The following is a 12,866-nucleotide window of genomic DNA, read 5'->3' on the forward strand; positions in this document are numbered from 1 at the left end:
AATCCGACCAGTCGATGAACGGGACCGCCGCGGCCGCCGAGGACCGCGTCTTCGCCGCGCTCGCCAACGCCACCCGCCGCGAGGTGCTGCGGCTGCTGCGCGAGCGCGGGCCCCAGCCGGTCCAGGCCCTCGCGGACCACTTCGAGATGCGCCGCCCGAGCCTCTCGGAACACCTCAAGGTGCTCCGGGAGGCCGGCCTCGTCGCCGAGCAGCGCTCCGGGCGGCAGCGCATCTACCGTCTGCGGGCCGCCCCGCTCGCCGAGGTGCAGGACTGGCTCCACCCGTACGAGCGGTTCTGGCGCGAGCAGTTGAAGGGCCTCGGCGATCTGCTCGACCGCATGCCCGACGATGACCGGCCATGAGCACCGGACCCGATGACGGCATGACGCCCGACGGCGACACGACGGCCGATGACGACCTGTCGACCGTCCGCGTCGCCCAGTTCTTCCCGCACCCGCCCGCCAAGGTCTGGCGCGCCCTGACCGACCCCGATCTGCTCGTGCAATGGCAGATGCCCGGGGCCGAGGGCTTCCGGCTGGAGATCGGGCACGTGTACCGGATGACCTCCGTCCCGCGTCCCAACTCCAACTTCTCGGGCGTCGTGGAGGTGCGGGTCCTCGCCTACGCCATCGAGCGGATGCTGTCCGTCCGCTGGGCGGACGCCGATCCGGCCAACCGGGCCGACTGGACGATCACGTGGACCCTGGAACAGGAAGGGCGCGGAACGCGTCTGTTCCTAGTGCACGAGGGGTTCGATCCGGACGACCCGGCTCAGCTGATGGCGCGGAAGATCATGGACGGGGGATGGCGGGGGCATGTCCTGCCTGCTCTGGGGCAGACGCTCGAACGGCTTCGGTGACACAGGCGTCTTCCCGGCGGGTAAAGCGAACGTCAAAGCTGTAATCATGGGAACACCGCGCGTGCACGTGCATTTGCTCATGCATCCGCACGTGAACGGGGTTATGATCCGGGTCAGTTGACTACAGCATCCATGGCCACACCAGCCAGTGCACCAGCGGGGAGCGACCTGTGGACCGCGACGTTGACGGCGTGTACGGGGGGTACGACGTGTGCAACGTGTACAACGGCATGGCTGCCACGCAGCTGGACGGAGTGGCCTGGCAGAAGAGCAGGCACAGCAACTCGCAGGGTTCCTGCGTGGAGTTCGCCCGGCTGCCGGGTGGTGAGGTCGCCGTACGCAACTCGCGCTTCCCGGACGGGCCGGCGCTCGTCTACACGCGCGCGGAGATCGAGGCGATGCTCCTCGGCATCAAGGACGGGGAGTTCGACCACCTGATCGCCGGCTGACGTGCCGGGGCCGGCGGTGCCCGTGGTGGCAACGATGTCGGGGTGGTCGGGGTAGGCGGAGAATCCGGGGCGACGCGCGTAGAAAGTGTGCGTCGCCGGGTGCTGCACCGAGTCAGGCCGTCGGCCGGAGCCGGAACAGCGCCCAGACGACCTTGCCTTCGAGCGTGCCCGCGAGCGGGTGCCAGCCCCAGCTGTCGGCGAAGGAGTCCACCAGGAACAGCCCGCGCCCGGACTCGGCCGAGAAGTCGTCCGAGTCCCGTGGGGTCGGTGTCTCGTGGCTCGGGTCGCGCACCGCGCACACCAGCCGCTCGGTCCAGCGCATCAGATGCAGCCGGACGGACGGGGCGGTGTGCGCGGCGCACGCCGTGTCCGTCGGCACCGCGTGGCGCAGGGCGTTGGTGACGAGTTCGGAGACGACGAGACATATGTCGTCGAAGCGGTCGCCGACGTCCCACTGGTCGAGGGTGACGCGGGTGAAGCGCCGGGCCTCGCGCACCGCTTCGTAGCGGGCGGGCAGGGCGCAGGAGGCGGCGTCCGACACGGCTGCGGGATCCAACGGCGGAAGGCCCTGCCGTAACGGCTTGAGCATGGTCGATCCATTCGTTCCCATGCGAGGCACTCCCGGGGAGTTCGCGGTCGTTGCGATGCAGCGGTGGCGCGGCACCCATGGTTTCGGATGCGCAGAGCAGATGCAAGGGCAGATGCACGTGCACGCGACCGAAATGACACTGCCCGTACCGCTTCTTGGCCATTTTTTCTGCCATCTTCAGTGCGATTACCGTCAGTGGTCCTGACCTCTTCCCGCCAGACGCAGGCAGAAACGGCCGAGCTCTTTCCGTTTCCGTAACCGGACGAGTACTGCGCGAAGCGTTTTAGTGGCAGACTGCGGGCCCTAGGACGGGTTGGGGAGGCTGGCGAACGTGAGCGCGGGAGAGCCCGGATCGGTGGTGCGGCGGATGCTGCTCGGCTCGCAACTCAGGCGGCTGCGTGAAGCACGGGGGATCACGCGCGAGGCGGCGGGTTACTCGATCCGTGCATCCGAGTCGAAGATCAGCCGCATGGAACTGGGCCGGGTGAGCTTCAAGGTCAGGGACGTGGAAGACCTGCTGACGCTGTACGGCATCACCGACGAGGTCGAGCGCCAGTCGCTGCTCTCCCTCGCCCGCGAGGCCAATGTGGCGGGCTGGTGGCACAGTTACACCGACGTCCTGCCCAGCTGGTTCCCCACTTATGTGGGCCTGGAGGGCGCCGCCTCGCTGCTCCGCGTCTACGAGGTCCAGTTCGTCCACGGCCTGCTCCAGACCGAGCAGTACGCGCGCGCGGTGGTGCGGCGCGGCATGACGGGCGCGAGCCCGGACGACGTCGAGCGCCGGGTCGCCCTGCGCCTGGAGCGGCAGAAGTACCTGCTCGCCGACGCCGCCGCCGGCGCCCCCGAGTTCCACATCGTCCTCGACGAGGCCGCCCTGCGCCGCCCGTACGGCGACCGCGAGGTGATGCGCGGGCAGCTCCAGCACCTCATCGACGTCTCCGAGCGGCCCAACGTACGCCTCCAGGTGATGCCGTTCCGCTTCGGCGGGCACTCCGGTGAGAGCGGCGCCTTCACCATCCTCAGCTTCCCGGACGCCGACCTGTCCGACGTCGTCTACGTCGAGCAGCTGACCAGCGCCCTCTACCTCGACAAGCGCGAGGACGTCGCCCAGTACGAGCAGGCGCTGAAGGAACTCCAGCAGGACAGTCCGGGCCCCGACGAGAGCCGGGATCTTCTGCGAGGTCTCCTCCAACTCTCCTGAAACGTAAGTACGATGACATGCGATCAGACCTTGACCGGATCTGTCCGCGAGTGATTGAGGGATCACATGTCGTCCTACTTCAGCGACCTGGCCCAGCAGTACATCGACGGCGCATGGCGTCCGGGCACCGGCTCCTGGGACGTCATCGACTTCAACCCGTACGACGACGAGAAGCTGGCCTCGATCACCGTGGCCACCGTCGACGAGGTGGACCAGGCCTACCGGGCCGCCGCGCGCGCTCAGAAGCAGTGGGCCGAGACCAACCCGTACACGCGGCGTGCGGTCTTCGAGCGCGCCCTGCGGCTGATAGAGGACAGCGAGCAGGAGATAGCGGACCTGATCATCGCGGAACTGGGCGGCACGCGCGTGAAGGCCGGTTTCGAGCTGCACCTCGCCAAGGAGTTCCTGCGCGAGTCGATCCACCTCGCGCTGCGTCCCGAGGGCAAGATCCTGCCCTCCCCGGCCGACGGCAAGGAGAACCGCGTCTACCGGGTGCCGGTCGGGGTGGTGGGCGTGATCAGCCCGTTCAACTTCCCCTTCCTGCTGTCGCTGAAGTCCGTCGCCCCGGCCCTCGCGCTAGGCAACGGCGTGGTCCTCAAGCCGCACCAGAACACCCCGATCGCGGGCGGCACCCTGATCGCGAAGATCTTCGAGGACGCCGGGCTGCCCGGCGGCCTGCTCAACGTCGTCGTCACCGACATCGCCGAGATCGGTGACGCCTTCCTCGAACACCCGGTCCCGAAGGTCATCTCCTTCACCGGCTCCGACGCGGTCGGCCGGCACGTCGCCACCGTGTGTGCCAGGCACTTCAAGCGCTCGGTGCTCGAACTGGGCGGCAACAGCGCGCTGGTGGTCCTCGACGACGCCGACATCGACTACGCGGTGGACGCGGCGGTCTTCAGCCGCTTCGTGCACCAGGGCCAGGTCTGCATGGCCGCCAACCGGGTCCTCGTGGACGCCTCCGTCGCCGACGAGTTCACCGAGAAGTTCGTCGCCAAGGTCCGCACCCTGAAGACCGGCGACCCGCGCGACCCGCAGACCGTCATCGGCCCGGTGATCAACTCCCAGCAGGCGGCCGCCCTTTCCGGCACCGTCGAGCAGGCGCTCGCCGAGGGCGCCACGGCCCTGGTCCGGGGCGCCACGGAGGGCAACCTGGTGGAGCCCAGCGTGCTCACGGGCGTCCCGGCCGGCTCCGCGCTGCTCCAGCAGGAGGTCTTCGGCCCGGTCGTCTTCCTCATCCGGTTCGACGGCGAGGAGGAGGCGGTCCGCATCGTCAACGACACCCCGTACGGCCTCAGCGGCGCCGTCCACACCGGGGACATCGAGCGGGGCGTCGCCTTCGCCAAGCGGATCGACACGGGCATGTTCCACGTGAACGACGGCACGGTCCACGACGAGCCGCTCGTGCCGTTCGGCGGCGAGAAGCACTCGGGCATCGGCCGGCTGAACGGCGAGACGACGTTGGAGGCGTTCACGACGATCAAGTGGATCTCGGTCCAGCACGGGCGCAGCGGCTTCCCGTTCTGACGCCTCCGACGTCTCCGACGTTTCCGGGAGCGGCGGGCCATTGAGGTCAGGATCTGACCTCAATGGCCCGTACGTTCATCGGTGCCAGGGGCGCGGAGCCCCGGCGGTACCGACGAAAGGCGGCCGGTCATGGTCACGCACGTAGCGGCGGAGGCGCAGGGCGACGAGCGCGGGGCGCTGCTCGCGTTCATCGAGGAGCAGCGGGGCGGCGTCCGCCGGGCCCTGCTCGGGCTGACGGAGGAGCAGGCCCGCCTCCGCCCGAGCGCCAGCGAGCTGTCGCTCGGCGGCCTGCTCAAGCATGTCGCCGAGGTCGAGCAGACCTGGATCGCGCGGGCGAAGCACGAGCCGCCGGCGGTGCACCGCGACCAGTCGAACTGGCACGAGTGCTTCCAGCTGGCCGACGACGAGACGGTCGCGGGACGGCTGGCGTACTGGGAGCAGGTCGCCGCCGAGACGGAGAAGTTCATCCGGTCCGCGCCGAGCCTGGACGACTCCTTCCCGCTGCCGCCGGACCCCTGGTTCCCGCCCGAGGGCCGGGTCTCGCTGCGCTGGGTGTGCCTGCACCTGATCCGCGAGACCGCCCGGCACGCGGGCCACGCCGACATCATCCGGGAGAGCCTGGACGGCAGGACCGCCTTCGAGCTGGTGGCGCTGGAGCAGGGCACCTCCTGGGGGTGAGCGCCGGGCGGGCGGTCGTACGGCAATAACCTGGACCCCATGTCAGCGATCCGTCTTCTCGTGCTGGGCGCGGTCCGCCAGCACGGGCGGGCCCACGGCTACCAGGTGCGCGGCGACCTGGAGTACTGGGGCGCGCACGAGTGGTCCCATGCCAAGCCGGGTTCGATCTACCACGCCCTGAAGCAGATGGCCAAGCAGGGGCTGCTGCACGCGCACGAGATCGCGCCGTCCACGGCCGGCGGCCCGCCCCGCACCGAGTACGAGGTGACGCGGCAGGGCACCGAGGAGTACTTCGCCCTGCTGCGCGAGGCGCTGGTCACGTACGACCAGCGCGGCGACATGAAGACGGCGGCCCTCGGCTTCATGGTCGACCTGCCCCGGGCCGAGGCGGTGCAGCTGCTGAAGGAGCGCTCGCGGCGGATCGAGGCGTGGCGGGCCTCGGTGACCGAGCACTACGTGCCCGAGGGCGGGACCGCCCGGCTCGGTCACATCGGCGAGATCATGAACATGTGGGTCCACACGGCCGACTCCGAGGACGCGTGGACCCGGGGCCTCGTGGAGCGCCTGGAGAACGGGGCGTACACCTTCGCGGGCGAGGGCGAACCGTTCGTCGGCGTGCTCGCCGAGGGCGAGGAGAACCCGTACGCGACGGGGGAGCGGCATCCGGAGGACGACCGCTGAGGCAGGAGCGGCCGCGTCAGACTCCGTCGCCCTCAGCAGGGTCGTCGTGGACCGGCACGGGAAGGCGGGCGCCACGGCTCTGTGCGATCCGGAGTACGGCGATCAGAGCCTCGCTCATCCGGGCCAGCAGGAACCGGAGTTGGGCCGGCGTCGGCCCGTCGTCGGCGAGCAGGTCGCTCGCGTGCCCGAGCAGGTCGTGTGCCATGCCGAGCTGCACACGCTCGACGGTGTCGGCGATCCGGGACATCTGCCCCGACCCGTCGGTCACGAGATAGCAGGGCTTGCCCCCGAGCCCCGTCCAGGGCAGCAGCCGGGTCCCGTTCCCGCCGGACGTCACTTGCCCACCTCGGCATCCAGGCACGCGCCCACACCGATGCCGGGCACCCGGCCCGCGATGAGACGGGGTACGTAGGGCGCGGGCGGCGGGGAGGCCGCCGTACCCGGACGGCGTCGGCGGCGCAGTGCCCCGAAGAGGCGGCGGACCAAGCGGTGACTCATGTCGCGAACTCGCTTTCTGTGGCGAACTGATCACACTGTGCGGTCGCGCGGGCTAGCCTCGCCAGAGGGGAGCGTGTGACGGAGCATTTGTCACAAGGGAGTTGATCCGGTGGGCAGCAAGTACGGCGACTGGCTCAAGGAACAGCGCGAGGCGGCGGGGCTGACACAGCAGCAGTTGGCGGACACGACGGTCATGACGCGTTCGCACATCGCGCATATCGAGGCGGGGCGCAGGGTGCCGTCGGTGGAGGACGCGCGGAGGCTGGACAAGGCTCTGAACACGGGGAATGTGTTGAGTAGTTTTCGGCCCCGGGACGAGGTGGCGATCGCCGACTATTTCGAGGCGGTGCGCGTACTCGAACAACAGGCGGTGATGATCCGGGAGTTCGCCCTGGCGTACATCCCTGGCCTCCTTCAGGCTGAAAGGTACGCACGCGCGGTTCTGGGCTCGGCGTTCCCTCCGGTGAGCGAGGAGGAGTGTGACAGGCGCGTCGTCACACGCCTTGAACGCGCGAAGATCCTCGAAGATTCCGTCACGCCCGTACTGTGGGCGCTGTTGGACGAGGCGTTGCTACGACGGCCTGTGTGCAGCGGGAGCGTCATGGCGGAGCAGATCATGCATCTCGTCAGCCTTACTGAGGCTGGACGTATCCGCGTACATGTGCTGCCGTTTGAGGTGGGCCTTCATCCGCTGCTGGAGAACACCCTCAGGCTCATGTGGTTCGAGGACCAGCCGCCCCTGGCGTACACCGAGGGGCACGGGGCGGGGAAGGTGCACGATTCTCCTTCCACGGTCCACGAGTTGCAGAGTCGCTACGATCTCGCCCTGAGCGACGCCTTGTCCCTGAAAGACTCGGTCGCTCTGCTCAGGACCACTGCGAAGGACTACGGACACGATGACTGACCGGACCATATGGAACGCCGCCTCACTGGCCGGCTGGCGCAAGTCGACCTATAGCAGTCCCAATGCTGATAATTGCCTCGAAGTCCTCGACCACCACCCCTCCGGCGTCCCCGTCCGCGACTCCAAGCGCCCGGAGGGCCCCGCGCTCCTCGTCGCGGAGCCCGCGTGGGCGTTGTTCGTCGCGGCGGTCAGGGGCGGAGCCCTTCGCTCCTGACCACTCGCAGCGCCCGAAGGGGCGCGGGGAACTGCGCGACCAGCCACGATGGACCCGCAGATGGCCGACGGCACATTGCGGCACTTCCAGCGGAGCACCTAGTGATGGAACCCCGTCGCCGCCGCCTTGTCCCGGGTCAACGGATGTGGCTGGCGGCGTAGTTGGGGCAGCAGACGGGTCAGGTCGGCCAGGAAGAGGTCGGCAAGGTCGTGCGAGAAGCCGTTGCGGCACACGATCCGCAGGGCGGACAGGTCCTCGCGGTTCGCCGGGAAGGTGTACGCCGGCACCAGCCAGCCGCTCTCGCGCAGTCGCCGGGAGACGTCGAAGACGTCGTACGCCGTGACGTCGCCGGTCGTGGTCAGGGCGAACACCGGCAGCTCGTTCCCGTGGGTGAGAAGCCTGAAGTCGCCCAGTTCTCCGATGCGTTCGGCCAGCGCGGTCGCCACGTCCCGGGTTGACTGCTGAACCGCCCGGTAGCCGTCGCGGCCGAGGCGCAGGAAGGTGTAGTACTGCGCGACCACCTGCGCGCCGGGCCGGGAGAAATTGAGGGCGAAGGTCGGCATGTCGCCGCCCAGGTAGTTCACCCGGAACACCAGCTCCTCCGGCAGCGCCTCCGCGTCCCGCCACAGCGCCCAGCCGACGCCGGGGTACACGAGCCCGTACTTGTGCCCGGAGGTGTTGATCGAGGCCACGCGGGGAAGGCGGAAGTCCCACTCCAGGTCCTCGTCCAGGAAGGGCGCCACCATGCCGCCGGACGCGCCGTCCACGTGCACCGGGATGTCGAGTCCGGTGCGTTCCTGGAGGGCGTCCAGGGCCGCGCACAGGTCGGCGATCGGTTCGTAGGAGCCGTCGAAGGTCGAGCCGAGGATGCCGACGACCCCGATGGTGTTCTCGTCGCACAGCTCGGCCGCCGCCTGCGGGTCCAGGTGGAAGCGGTCGCCCTCCATCGGCACCTGCCGGGCCTCCACCTCCCAGAAGTTGCAGAACTTCTCCCAGCAGACCTGGACGTTGACGCCCATGACCAGGTTCGGGCGGGCGCCCGGGTAGCGGTCGGCGTTGCGTGCCGCCCAGCGCCGCTTCAGCGCCATCCCGGCGAGCATGCACGCCTCGCTGGACCCGGTCGTCGAACAGCCCACCGCCGCCGACGGGTCGGGCGCGTTCCACAGGTCGGCGAGCATCGCCACACAGCGCCGTTCCAGCTCGGCCGTGCGCGGGTACTCGTCCTTGTCGATCATGTTCTTGTCGCGGCACTCGCCCATCAGCACCCCGGCCTGCGGCTCCATCCAGGTGGTGACGAACGTGGCCAGGTTCAGCCGGGAGTTGCCGTCCAGCATCAGCTCGTCGTGCACCAGCTGGTACGCCGTGTTCGGGGGCAGCGGGCCGTCCGGGAGCCGGTGCGTGGGCGGGGCCTCGGTCATGCCGGCGACCGGATTGGCCTCACCGAAGAACGGGTTGACCGACATTACGCGCTTCTGGTGCTGCTCGGGACCTTTGTGCAGGGCCATGAAACGTGCCTCCGGGGGTTCGGGAAGGATCAGAGGGATCAGCGGACCGGGGAGCCGTCCGGCCGCAACTGCATCTGCGGACGCCCCGTCACCAGCAGCCAGGCGGGCAGCGAGGCGATGCACAGCAGGGTGAGGACAGCGGGCGAGGCCACCAGGACGGCGGCGGTGAACAGGCTGACCCAGCCGTGTCGCGTGACAGCCAGGAGCATGCCCAGGACGCCCGTCGCCACGCCCACCGAGGGCTGCACGGCCGGAACGAGCGCATGGGCGCACAGACCCAGCGACGTACCGACGAAGACCGCAGGGAAGATACGGCCGCCACGGAAGCCGCAGGCCGCGGCCACCAGCAGCGCCGCCAGCTTCACCACCGTCATCACGGCGAACCGCCCCGCCGACCAGCCCTCCGGGTGCCGGGCCAGCTCCTCGACCTCCGCCAGCCCCTTGAACAGCGTCAGACGCCCGCCCAGCGCCCCCAGCGCGCCCAGCACGAGCCCGCCCGCCGGCAGCATCAGCATCGGGTGCCGCAGCCGCCGGAAGGCCGCGTGGACGTACGGGAAGGCGTACACCGCGGTCATGCCGAGCAGCGCGGCGGCCGGGGCGATCACCACGGCGGCCAGCACGTCCTGGGCGTCGAGGTGGCGCAGCGGCGGCAGTCCCAGGTCGAAGGTCGGGTGGAAGACGAGGGCGGTCGTCAGGGCCCCGCACGTGCCGGCCGTGAGCGGCGCGAACAGGTTGTCCCACAGCCGCCCCCGCATCGGCTTCCCGGCCAGCGCCTCGGAGATGACCAGCGCCGCCGCCACCGGGGCGCCGAACAGCGCGCCGATCGTCGCCGACTCGGCCAGGACCGGCCACAGCGAGTCCGGCGTCCGGGGCAGCAGCCGGGTGCCGAGCCAGGCCGCGAGGCCCACGTTCACGGCGATGACCGGGTTCTCCGGGCCGAGGCTCGGACCGCCGGCCAGCATCAGCGCGGCCGCCAGCAGCAGGCTCGGCAGCACGGCCGGCGGCAGGACCGGGGCGTCCAGGCCGAGCGTCGCCGGGTCGGGGCCGGCGTGGCCCGGCACCTTCCAGACCACCAGCCCGACCGCGATCCCGGTCGCCACGAGCATGACGCACATCCACAGCGCCGAGTAGCGGCCCACCCCGAGCGCGTCCGGCAGCGGCCCCCACAGCACGTGCTGGAGCTTCTCCGCGGCCGCGCTCACCCCGACGAAGACCAGGGCCGCGGCCGCGCCCACGACGGCGGCGGGCAGGATGAACGGCAGCAGAGACCGTGCCGGAGCCGTGGAAGCGGTCGGGGGCGGCTGCCGCACGGTGTCCTGGGCCACGAGCTCACCATAAACGGATAAAACTAATGAAACGGGCTAAACGCGTACGGCGGGCACCGTGCGTGCGTCATCCGGGGTGATCCGGAACGCGAACCGGCTTGCACCTCACGCCACGTGAGGCCTCAGCGTGGAGGGCGTACCGACGACAAGGAGCGGAAAAGTGAGCTACTCCGTGGGACAGGTCGCGGGGTTCGCCGGGGTCACGGTGCGCACCCTGCACCACTACGACGAGATCGGGCTGCTCGTGCCCGGCGGGCGCACGCACGCCGGCCACCGGCGCTACACCGACGCCGATCTCGACCGGCTCCAGCAGATCCTGTTCTACCGGGAGCTCGGCTTCCCGCTCGACGAGGTCGCGGCCCTGCTCGACGATCCGGCGGCGGACCCGCAGGACCACCTGCGCCGTCAGCACGACCTGCTGACCGCCCGGATCGAGAAGCTGCAGAAGATGGCCGCGGCCGTGGAGCACGCCATGGAGGCACGCACGATGGGCATGCAACTCACCCCCGAGGAGCGGTTCGAGGTCTTCGGGGACAAGGACCCCGAGCAGTACCGCGAGGAGGCGGAGCAGCGCTGGGGCAACACCGAGGCGTGGGCCGAGTCCCAGCGCCGCGCCGCCACCTACACCAAGGAGGACTGGAAGCGCATCCAGGCCGAGGTCGACGACTGGCAGGAGCGCTACGCCGCCCTGGTGGACGCCGGCGAGGAGCCGACCGGCGAGGCCGCCATGGACCTCGCCGAGGAGCACCGGCAGCACCTCGGCCGGTGGTACTTCGAGGTGCCGTACGAGATGCACCGGTGCTTCGGCGACATGTACGTCTCCGACGAGCGCTTCAAGGCGTTCTACGACGCGGTGCGGCCGGGCCTCGCCGAACATCTGCGGGGCGCGATGCTCGCCAACGCCGACCGGCACACCTCCTGACACGCGCCCCGGGCCGGTCCTGACCCGGGGCGCACGGGGGTCACTCCCGGGCCAGGACGACCGCCGTGCCGTACGCGCACACCTCGGTGCCCACGTCGGCGGCCTCGGTCACGTCGAACCGGAACGCGAGCACGGCGTTGGCACCACGCGCGCGTGCCTGCTCCACCAGGCGCTCCATGGCCTGGTTACGGGTCTGCACGAGCGTCTTGGTGAGGCCCTTCAGCTCACCGCCGATCATCGACTTCAGTCCGGCGCCGATCTGGCTGCCGAGGTGGCGCGAGCGCACGGTGAGTCCGAAGACCTCGCCGATCACCTGCTCCACCCGGTGTCCGGGCACGTCGTTCGTCGTCACGACCAGCACGTCCGGCTGTGGCCCCTGGCCGCCGCCGTAGTCTTCGAGTCCCATGCGTCACAGCTTTCTCTCAGTCGTTCCCCAGTGCATCCTGGAGACATCGGTGGAACCTGGGGCGGTCACCTCACGTTGATAGCTTTGGGCGGCACTCGCAGGGAAGTACGCCGTTCAGCCGCCGCAACCGCCTTCACCCCTTCAGGAGCCCGGACCCGTGATGACACTCGCCCTCGGCCCGAGCTGGCTCGATCCCAACAACCTGCTGGACAACTTCGGTATATGGGGCCTGCTGCTCGTCGTCTTCGCCGAGTCCGGCCTGCTCATCGGGTTCTTCCTGCCCGGTGACTCGCTGCTGTTCACCTGCGGCCTGCTGATCACCTCGCACCAGATGAACTTCCCCCTGTGGGGCGCCATCGGTCTGATCTGCCTCGCCGCGGTACTCGGCGACCAGGCGGGCTACATGTTCGGCAAGAAGGTCGGTCCGTCCCTCTTCAACCGCCCGGACTCCCGCCTGTTCAAGCAGGAGAACGTCACCAAGGCGCACGAGTTCTTCGAGAAGTACGGCCCCAAGTCCCTGGTCCTGGCCCGCTTCGTGCCCGTGGTGCGCACGTTCACGCCGATCATCGCGGGCGTGAGCGGCATGAAGTACCGCTCGTTCGTGACGTTCAACGTCATCGGCGGCACCCTGTGGGGGGCGGGCGTCACGCTGCTCGGCTCCTGGCTCGGCAAGATCGCCTTCGTCAAGAACAACATCGAGGCGATCCTGATCCTGATCGTCCTCGTCTCCGTGGTCCCGATCGCGATCGAGTTCCTGCGCGCGCGGAGCAAGGCCAGGAAGGAGGCGGCCGCCCGCCCCGAGCCGCGGCCCGTCCCGCAGCAGTCCCGGCCCGCGTACCACCAGCAGCCGGTGACGGACGACGCGACGACCCAGCTCCGCCGCATCGAACCGACCGAGCCGGAGCCGTACGCCTACCAGCAGCCCCAGTACCAGCAGCAGTACCAGCAGCAGTACCAGCAGCCCCAGTACCAGCAGCAGCCGCAGCAGGAGTGGAACCAGCAGCAGTACTACGACCAGGGGCAGTACCAGCAGCAGTACGACCAGCAGCACTACGACCCGAATCAGTACGACCAGAACTCGTACCCGAACTACCGCAACCAGTAGGCC

At 69.7% G+C, this 12,866-nt stretch carries 17 protein-coding genes; 11 read left to right on the top strand and 6 right to left on the bottom strand.

The features are described from left to right. The first annotated feature begins 14 nt into the window (after positions 1-14). The 3 genes from BIV25_RS17435 (at position 15) to BIV25_RS17445 (ending at position 1,308) form a co-directional block, all read left to right on the top strand. Positions 15-362, top strand: coding sequence for a helix-turn-helix transcriptional regulator (locus BIV25_RS17435; protein WP_071373265.1), 348 nt, complete (start codon positions 15-17; stop codon positions 360-362). Further along, complete coding sequence (locus BIV25_RS17440; protein ID WP_256255886.1) at positions 359-859, top strand: SRPBCC domain-containing protein; 501 nt, start codon at positions 359-361, stop codon at positions 857-859. The genes BIV25_RS17435 and BIV25_RS17440 overlap by 4 nt, the downstream gene beginning before the upstream one ends. A 170-nt stretch (positions 860-1,029) precedes the next feature. Further along, positions 1,030-1,308, top strand: coding sequence for a DUF397 domain-containing protein (locus BIV25_RS17445; RefSeq protein WP_071373266.1), 279 nt, complete (start codon positions 1,030-1,032; stop codon positions 1,306-1,308). Positions 1,309-1,420: 112 nt separating this feature from the next. Here BIV25_RS17445 and BIV25_RS17450 read toward each other — a convergent pair whose 3' ends face one another. After that, complete coding sequence (locus BIV25_RS17450; RefSeq protein WP_071373267.1) at positions 1,421-1,897, bottom strand: ATP-binding protein; 477 nt, start codon at positions 1,895-1,897, stop codon at positions 1,421-1,423. 367 nt (positions 1,898-2,264) lie between these two features. On the opposite strand from BIV25_RS17450, the gene BIV25_RS17455 reads away from it, so the two are divergent. From BIV25_RS17455 to BIV25_RS17470, 4 genes are all read left to right on the top strand, one after another. Then, the gene (locus tag BIV25_RS17455; protein ID WP_071373268.1) at positions 2,265-3,098 is read left to right on the top strand and encodes a helix-turn-helix transcriptional regulator; all 834 of its coding nucleotides are present in this window, start codon (positions 2,265-2,267) and stop codon (positions 3,096-3,098) included. Between the two features lie 66 nt (positions 3,099-3,164). Then, positions 3,165-4,625, top strand: a complete 1,461-nt coding sequence (locus BIV25_RS17460; RefSeq protein WP_071373269.1) for an aldehyde dehydrogenase family protein — start codon at positions 3,165-3,167, stop codon at positions 4,623-4,625. A gap of 129 nt (positions 4,626-4,754) precedes the next feature. Continuing rightward, positions 4,755-5,303, top strand: a complete 549-nt coding sequence (locus BIV25_RS17465; RefSeq protein WP_071373270.1) for a DinB family protein — start codon at positions 4,755-4,757, stop codon at positions 5,301-5,303. A 39-nt stretch (positions 5,304-5,342) separates the two neighbouring features. After that, the gene (locus BIV25_RS17470; RefSeq protein WP_071373271.1) at positions 5,343-5,984 is read left to right on the top strand and encodes a PadR family transcriptional regulator; all 642 of its coding nucleotides are present in this window, start codon (positions 5,343-5,345) and stop codon (positions 5,982-5,984) included. 16 nt (positions 5,985-6,000) lie between these two features. Here the strand turns inward: BIV25_RS17470 and BIV25_RS17475 are convergent, their stop codons facing one another. Both BIV25_RS17475 and BIV25_RS51070 read right to left on the bottom strand, forming a co-directional pair. After that, positions 6,001-6,321, bottom strand: a complete 321-nt coding sequence (locus BIV25_RS17475; RefSeq protein ID WP_071373272.1) for a hypothetical protein — start codon at positions 6,319-6,321, stop codon at positions 6,001-6,003. Beyond that, positions 6,318-6,482, bottom strand: a complete 165-nt coding sequence (locus BIV25_RS51070; protein ID WP_177235318.1) for a hypothetical protein — start codon at positions 6,480-6,482, stop codon at positions 6,318-6,320. Before BIV25_RS51070 ends, BIV25_RS17475 begins: the two co-directional genes overlap by 4 nt. 109 nt (positions 6,483-6,591) lie before the next feature. On the opposite strand from BIV25_RS51070, the gene BIV25_RS17480 reads away from it, so the two are divergent. Together BIV25_RS17480 and BIV25_RS47060 are read left to right on the top strand one after the other, a co-directional pair. Continuing rightward, the gene (locus BIV25_RS17480; RefSeq protein WP_071373273.1) at positions 6,592-7,386 is read left to right on the top strand and encodes a helix-turn-helix transcriptional regulator; all 795 of its coding nucleotides are present in this window, start codon (positions 6,592-6,594) and stop codon (positions 7,384-7,386) included. Next, a complete protein-coding gene (locus BIV25_RS47060; protein WP_079176699.1) occupies positions 7,379-7,600 on the top strand; it encodes a DUF397 domain-containing protein in 222 nt (73 codons plus the stop codon). Before BIV25_RS17480 ends, BIV25_RS47060 begins: the two co-directional genes overlap by 8 nt. 98 nt (positions 7,601-7,698) lie before the next feature. Here the strand turns inward: BIV25_RS47060 and BIV25_RS17485 are convergent, their stop codons facing one another. Both BIV25_RS17485 and BIV25_RS17490 read right to left on the bottom strand, forming a co-directional pair. Continuing rightward, positions 7,699-9,105, bottom strand: a complete 1,407-nt coding sequence (locus BIV25_RS17485) for a glutamate decarboxylase (RefSeq protein WP_071373274.1) — start codon at positions 9,103-9,105, stop codon at positions 7,699-7,701. Between the two features lie 38 nt (positions 9,106-9,143). Further along, a complete protein-coding gene (locus BIV25_RS17490) occupies positions 9,144-10,430 on the bottom strand; it encodes an ion channel protein (RefSeq protein WP_071373275.1) in 1,287 nt (428 codons plus the stop codon). A gap of 160 nt (positions 10,431-10,590) precedes the next feature. Between BIV25_RS17490 and BIV25_RS17495 the strand changes: the two genes are divergently transcribed. Continuing rightward, positions 10,591-11,352, top strand: a complete 762-nt coding sequence (locus BIV25_RS17495; RefSeq protein ID WP_071373276.1) for a MerR family transcriptional regulator — start codon at positions 10,591-10,593, stop codon at positions 11,350-11,352. A gap of 40 nt (positions 11,353-11,392) precedes the next feature. Here BIV25_RS17495 and BIV25_RS17500 read toward each other — a convergent pair whose 3' ends face one another. After that, positions 11,393-11,758, bottom strand: a complete 366-nt coding sequence (locus tag BIV25_RS17500; protein WP_067046599.1) for a YbjQ family protein — start codon at positions 11,756-11,758, stop codon at positions 11,393-11,395. Positions 11,759-11,915: 157 nt separating this feature from the next. Between BIV25_RS17500 and BIV25_RS17505 the strand changes: the two genes are divergently transcribed. After that, positions 11,916-12,863: a DedA family protein gene (locus BIV25_RS17505; RefSeq protein ID WP_071373277.1), complete on the top strand. Its 948-nt coding sequence runs from the start codon at positions 11,916-11,918 to the stop codon at positions 12,861-12,863. The last annotated feature ends 3 nt before the right edge of the window (positions 12,864-12,866 follow it).

The sequence above is a fragment of the Streptomyces sp. MUSC 14 genome, from assembly GCF_001866675.1.
Lineage (GTDB): Bacteria > Actinomycetota > Actinomycetes > Streptomycetales > Streptomycetaceae > Streptomyces.

Bases quoted from the DNA above. Each gene is read 5' to 3' on its own strand.
- BIV25_RS17435 (WP_071373265.1), top strand. From the start codon at position 15: ATGAACGGGACCGCCGCGGCCGCCGAGGACCGCGTCTTCGCCGCGCTC.
- BIV25_RS17440 (WP_256255886.1), top strand. From the start codon at position 359: ATGAGCACCGGACCCGATGACGGCATGACGCCCGACGGCGACACGACG.
- BIV25_RS17450 (WP_071373267.1), bottom strand. From the start codon at position 1,897: ATGCTCAAGCCGTTACGGCAGGGCCTTCCGCCGTTGGATCCCGCAGCC.
- BIV25_RS17455 (WP_071373268.1), top strand. From the start codon at position 2,265: ATGCTGCTCGGCTCGCAACTCAGGCGGCTGCGTGAAGCACGGGGGATC.
- BIV25_RS17460 (WP_071373269.1), top strand. From the start codon at position 3,165: ATGTCGTCCTACTTCAGCGACCTGGCCCAGCAGTACATCGACGGCGCA.
- BIV25_RS17465 (WP_071373270.1), top strand. From the start codon at position 4,755: ATGGTCACGCACGTAGCGGCGGAGGCGCAGGGCGACGAGCGCGGGGCG.
- BIV25_RS17470 (WP_071373271.1), top strand. From the start codon at position 5,343: ATGTCAGCGATCCGTCTTCTCGTGCTGGGCGCGGTCCGCCAGCACGGG.
- BIV25_RS51070 (WP_177235318.1), bottom strand. From the start codon at position 6,482: ATGAGTCACCGCTTGGTCCGCCGCCTCTTCGGGGCACTGCGCCGCCGA.
- BIV25_RS47060 (WP_079176699.1), top strand. From the start codon at position 7,379: ATGACTGACCGGACCATATGGAACGCCGCCTCACTGGCCGGCTGGCGC.
- BIV25_RS17485 (WP_071373274.1), bottom strand. From the start codon at position 9,105: ATGGCCCTGCACAAAGGTCCCGAGCAGCACCAGAAGCGCGTAATGTCG.
- BIV25_RS17500 (WP_067046599.1), bottom strand. From the start codon at position 11,758: ATGGGACTCGAAGACTACGGCGGCGGCCAGGGGCCACAGCCGGACGTG.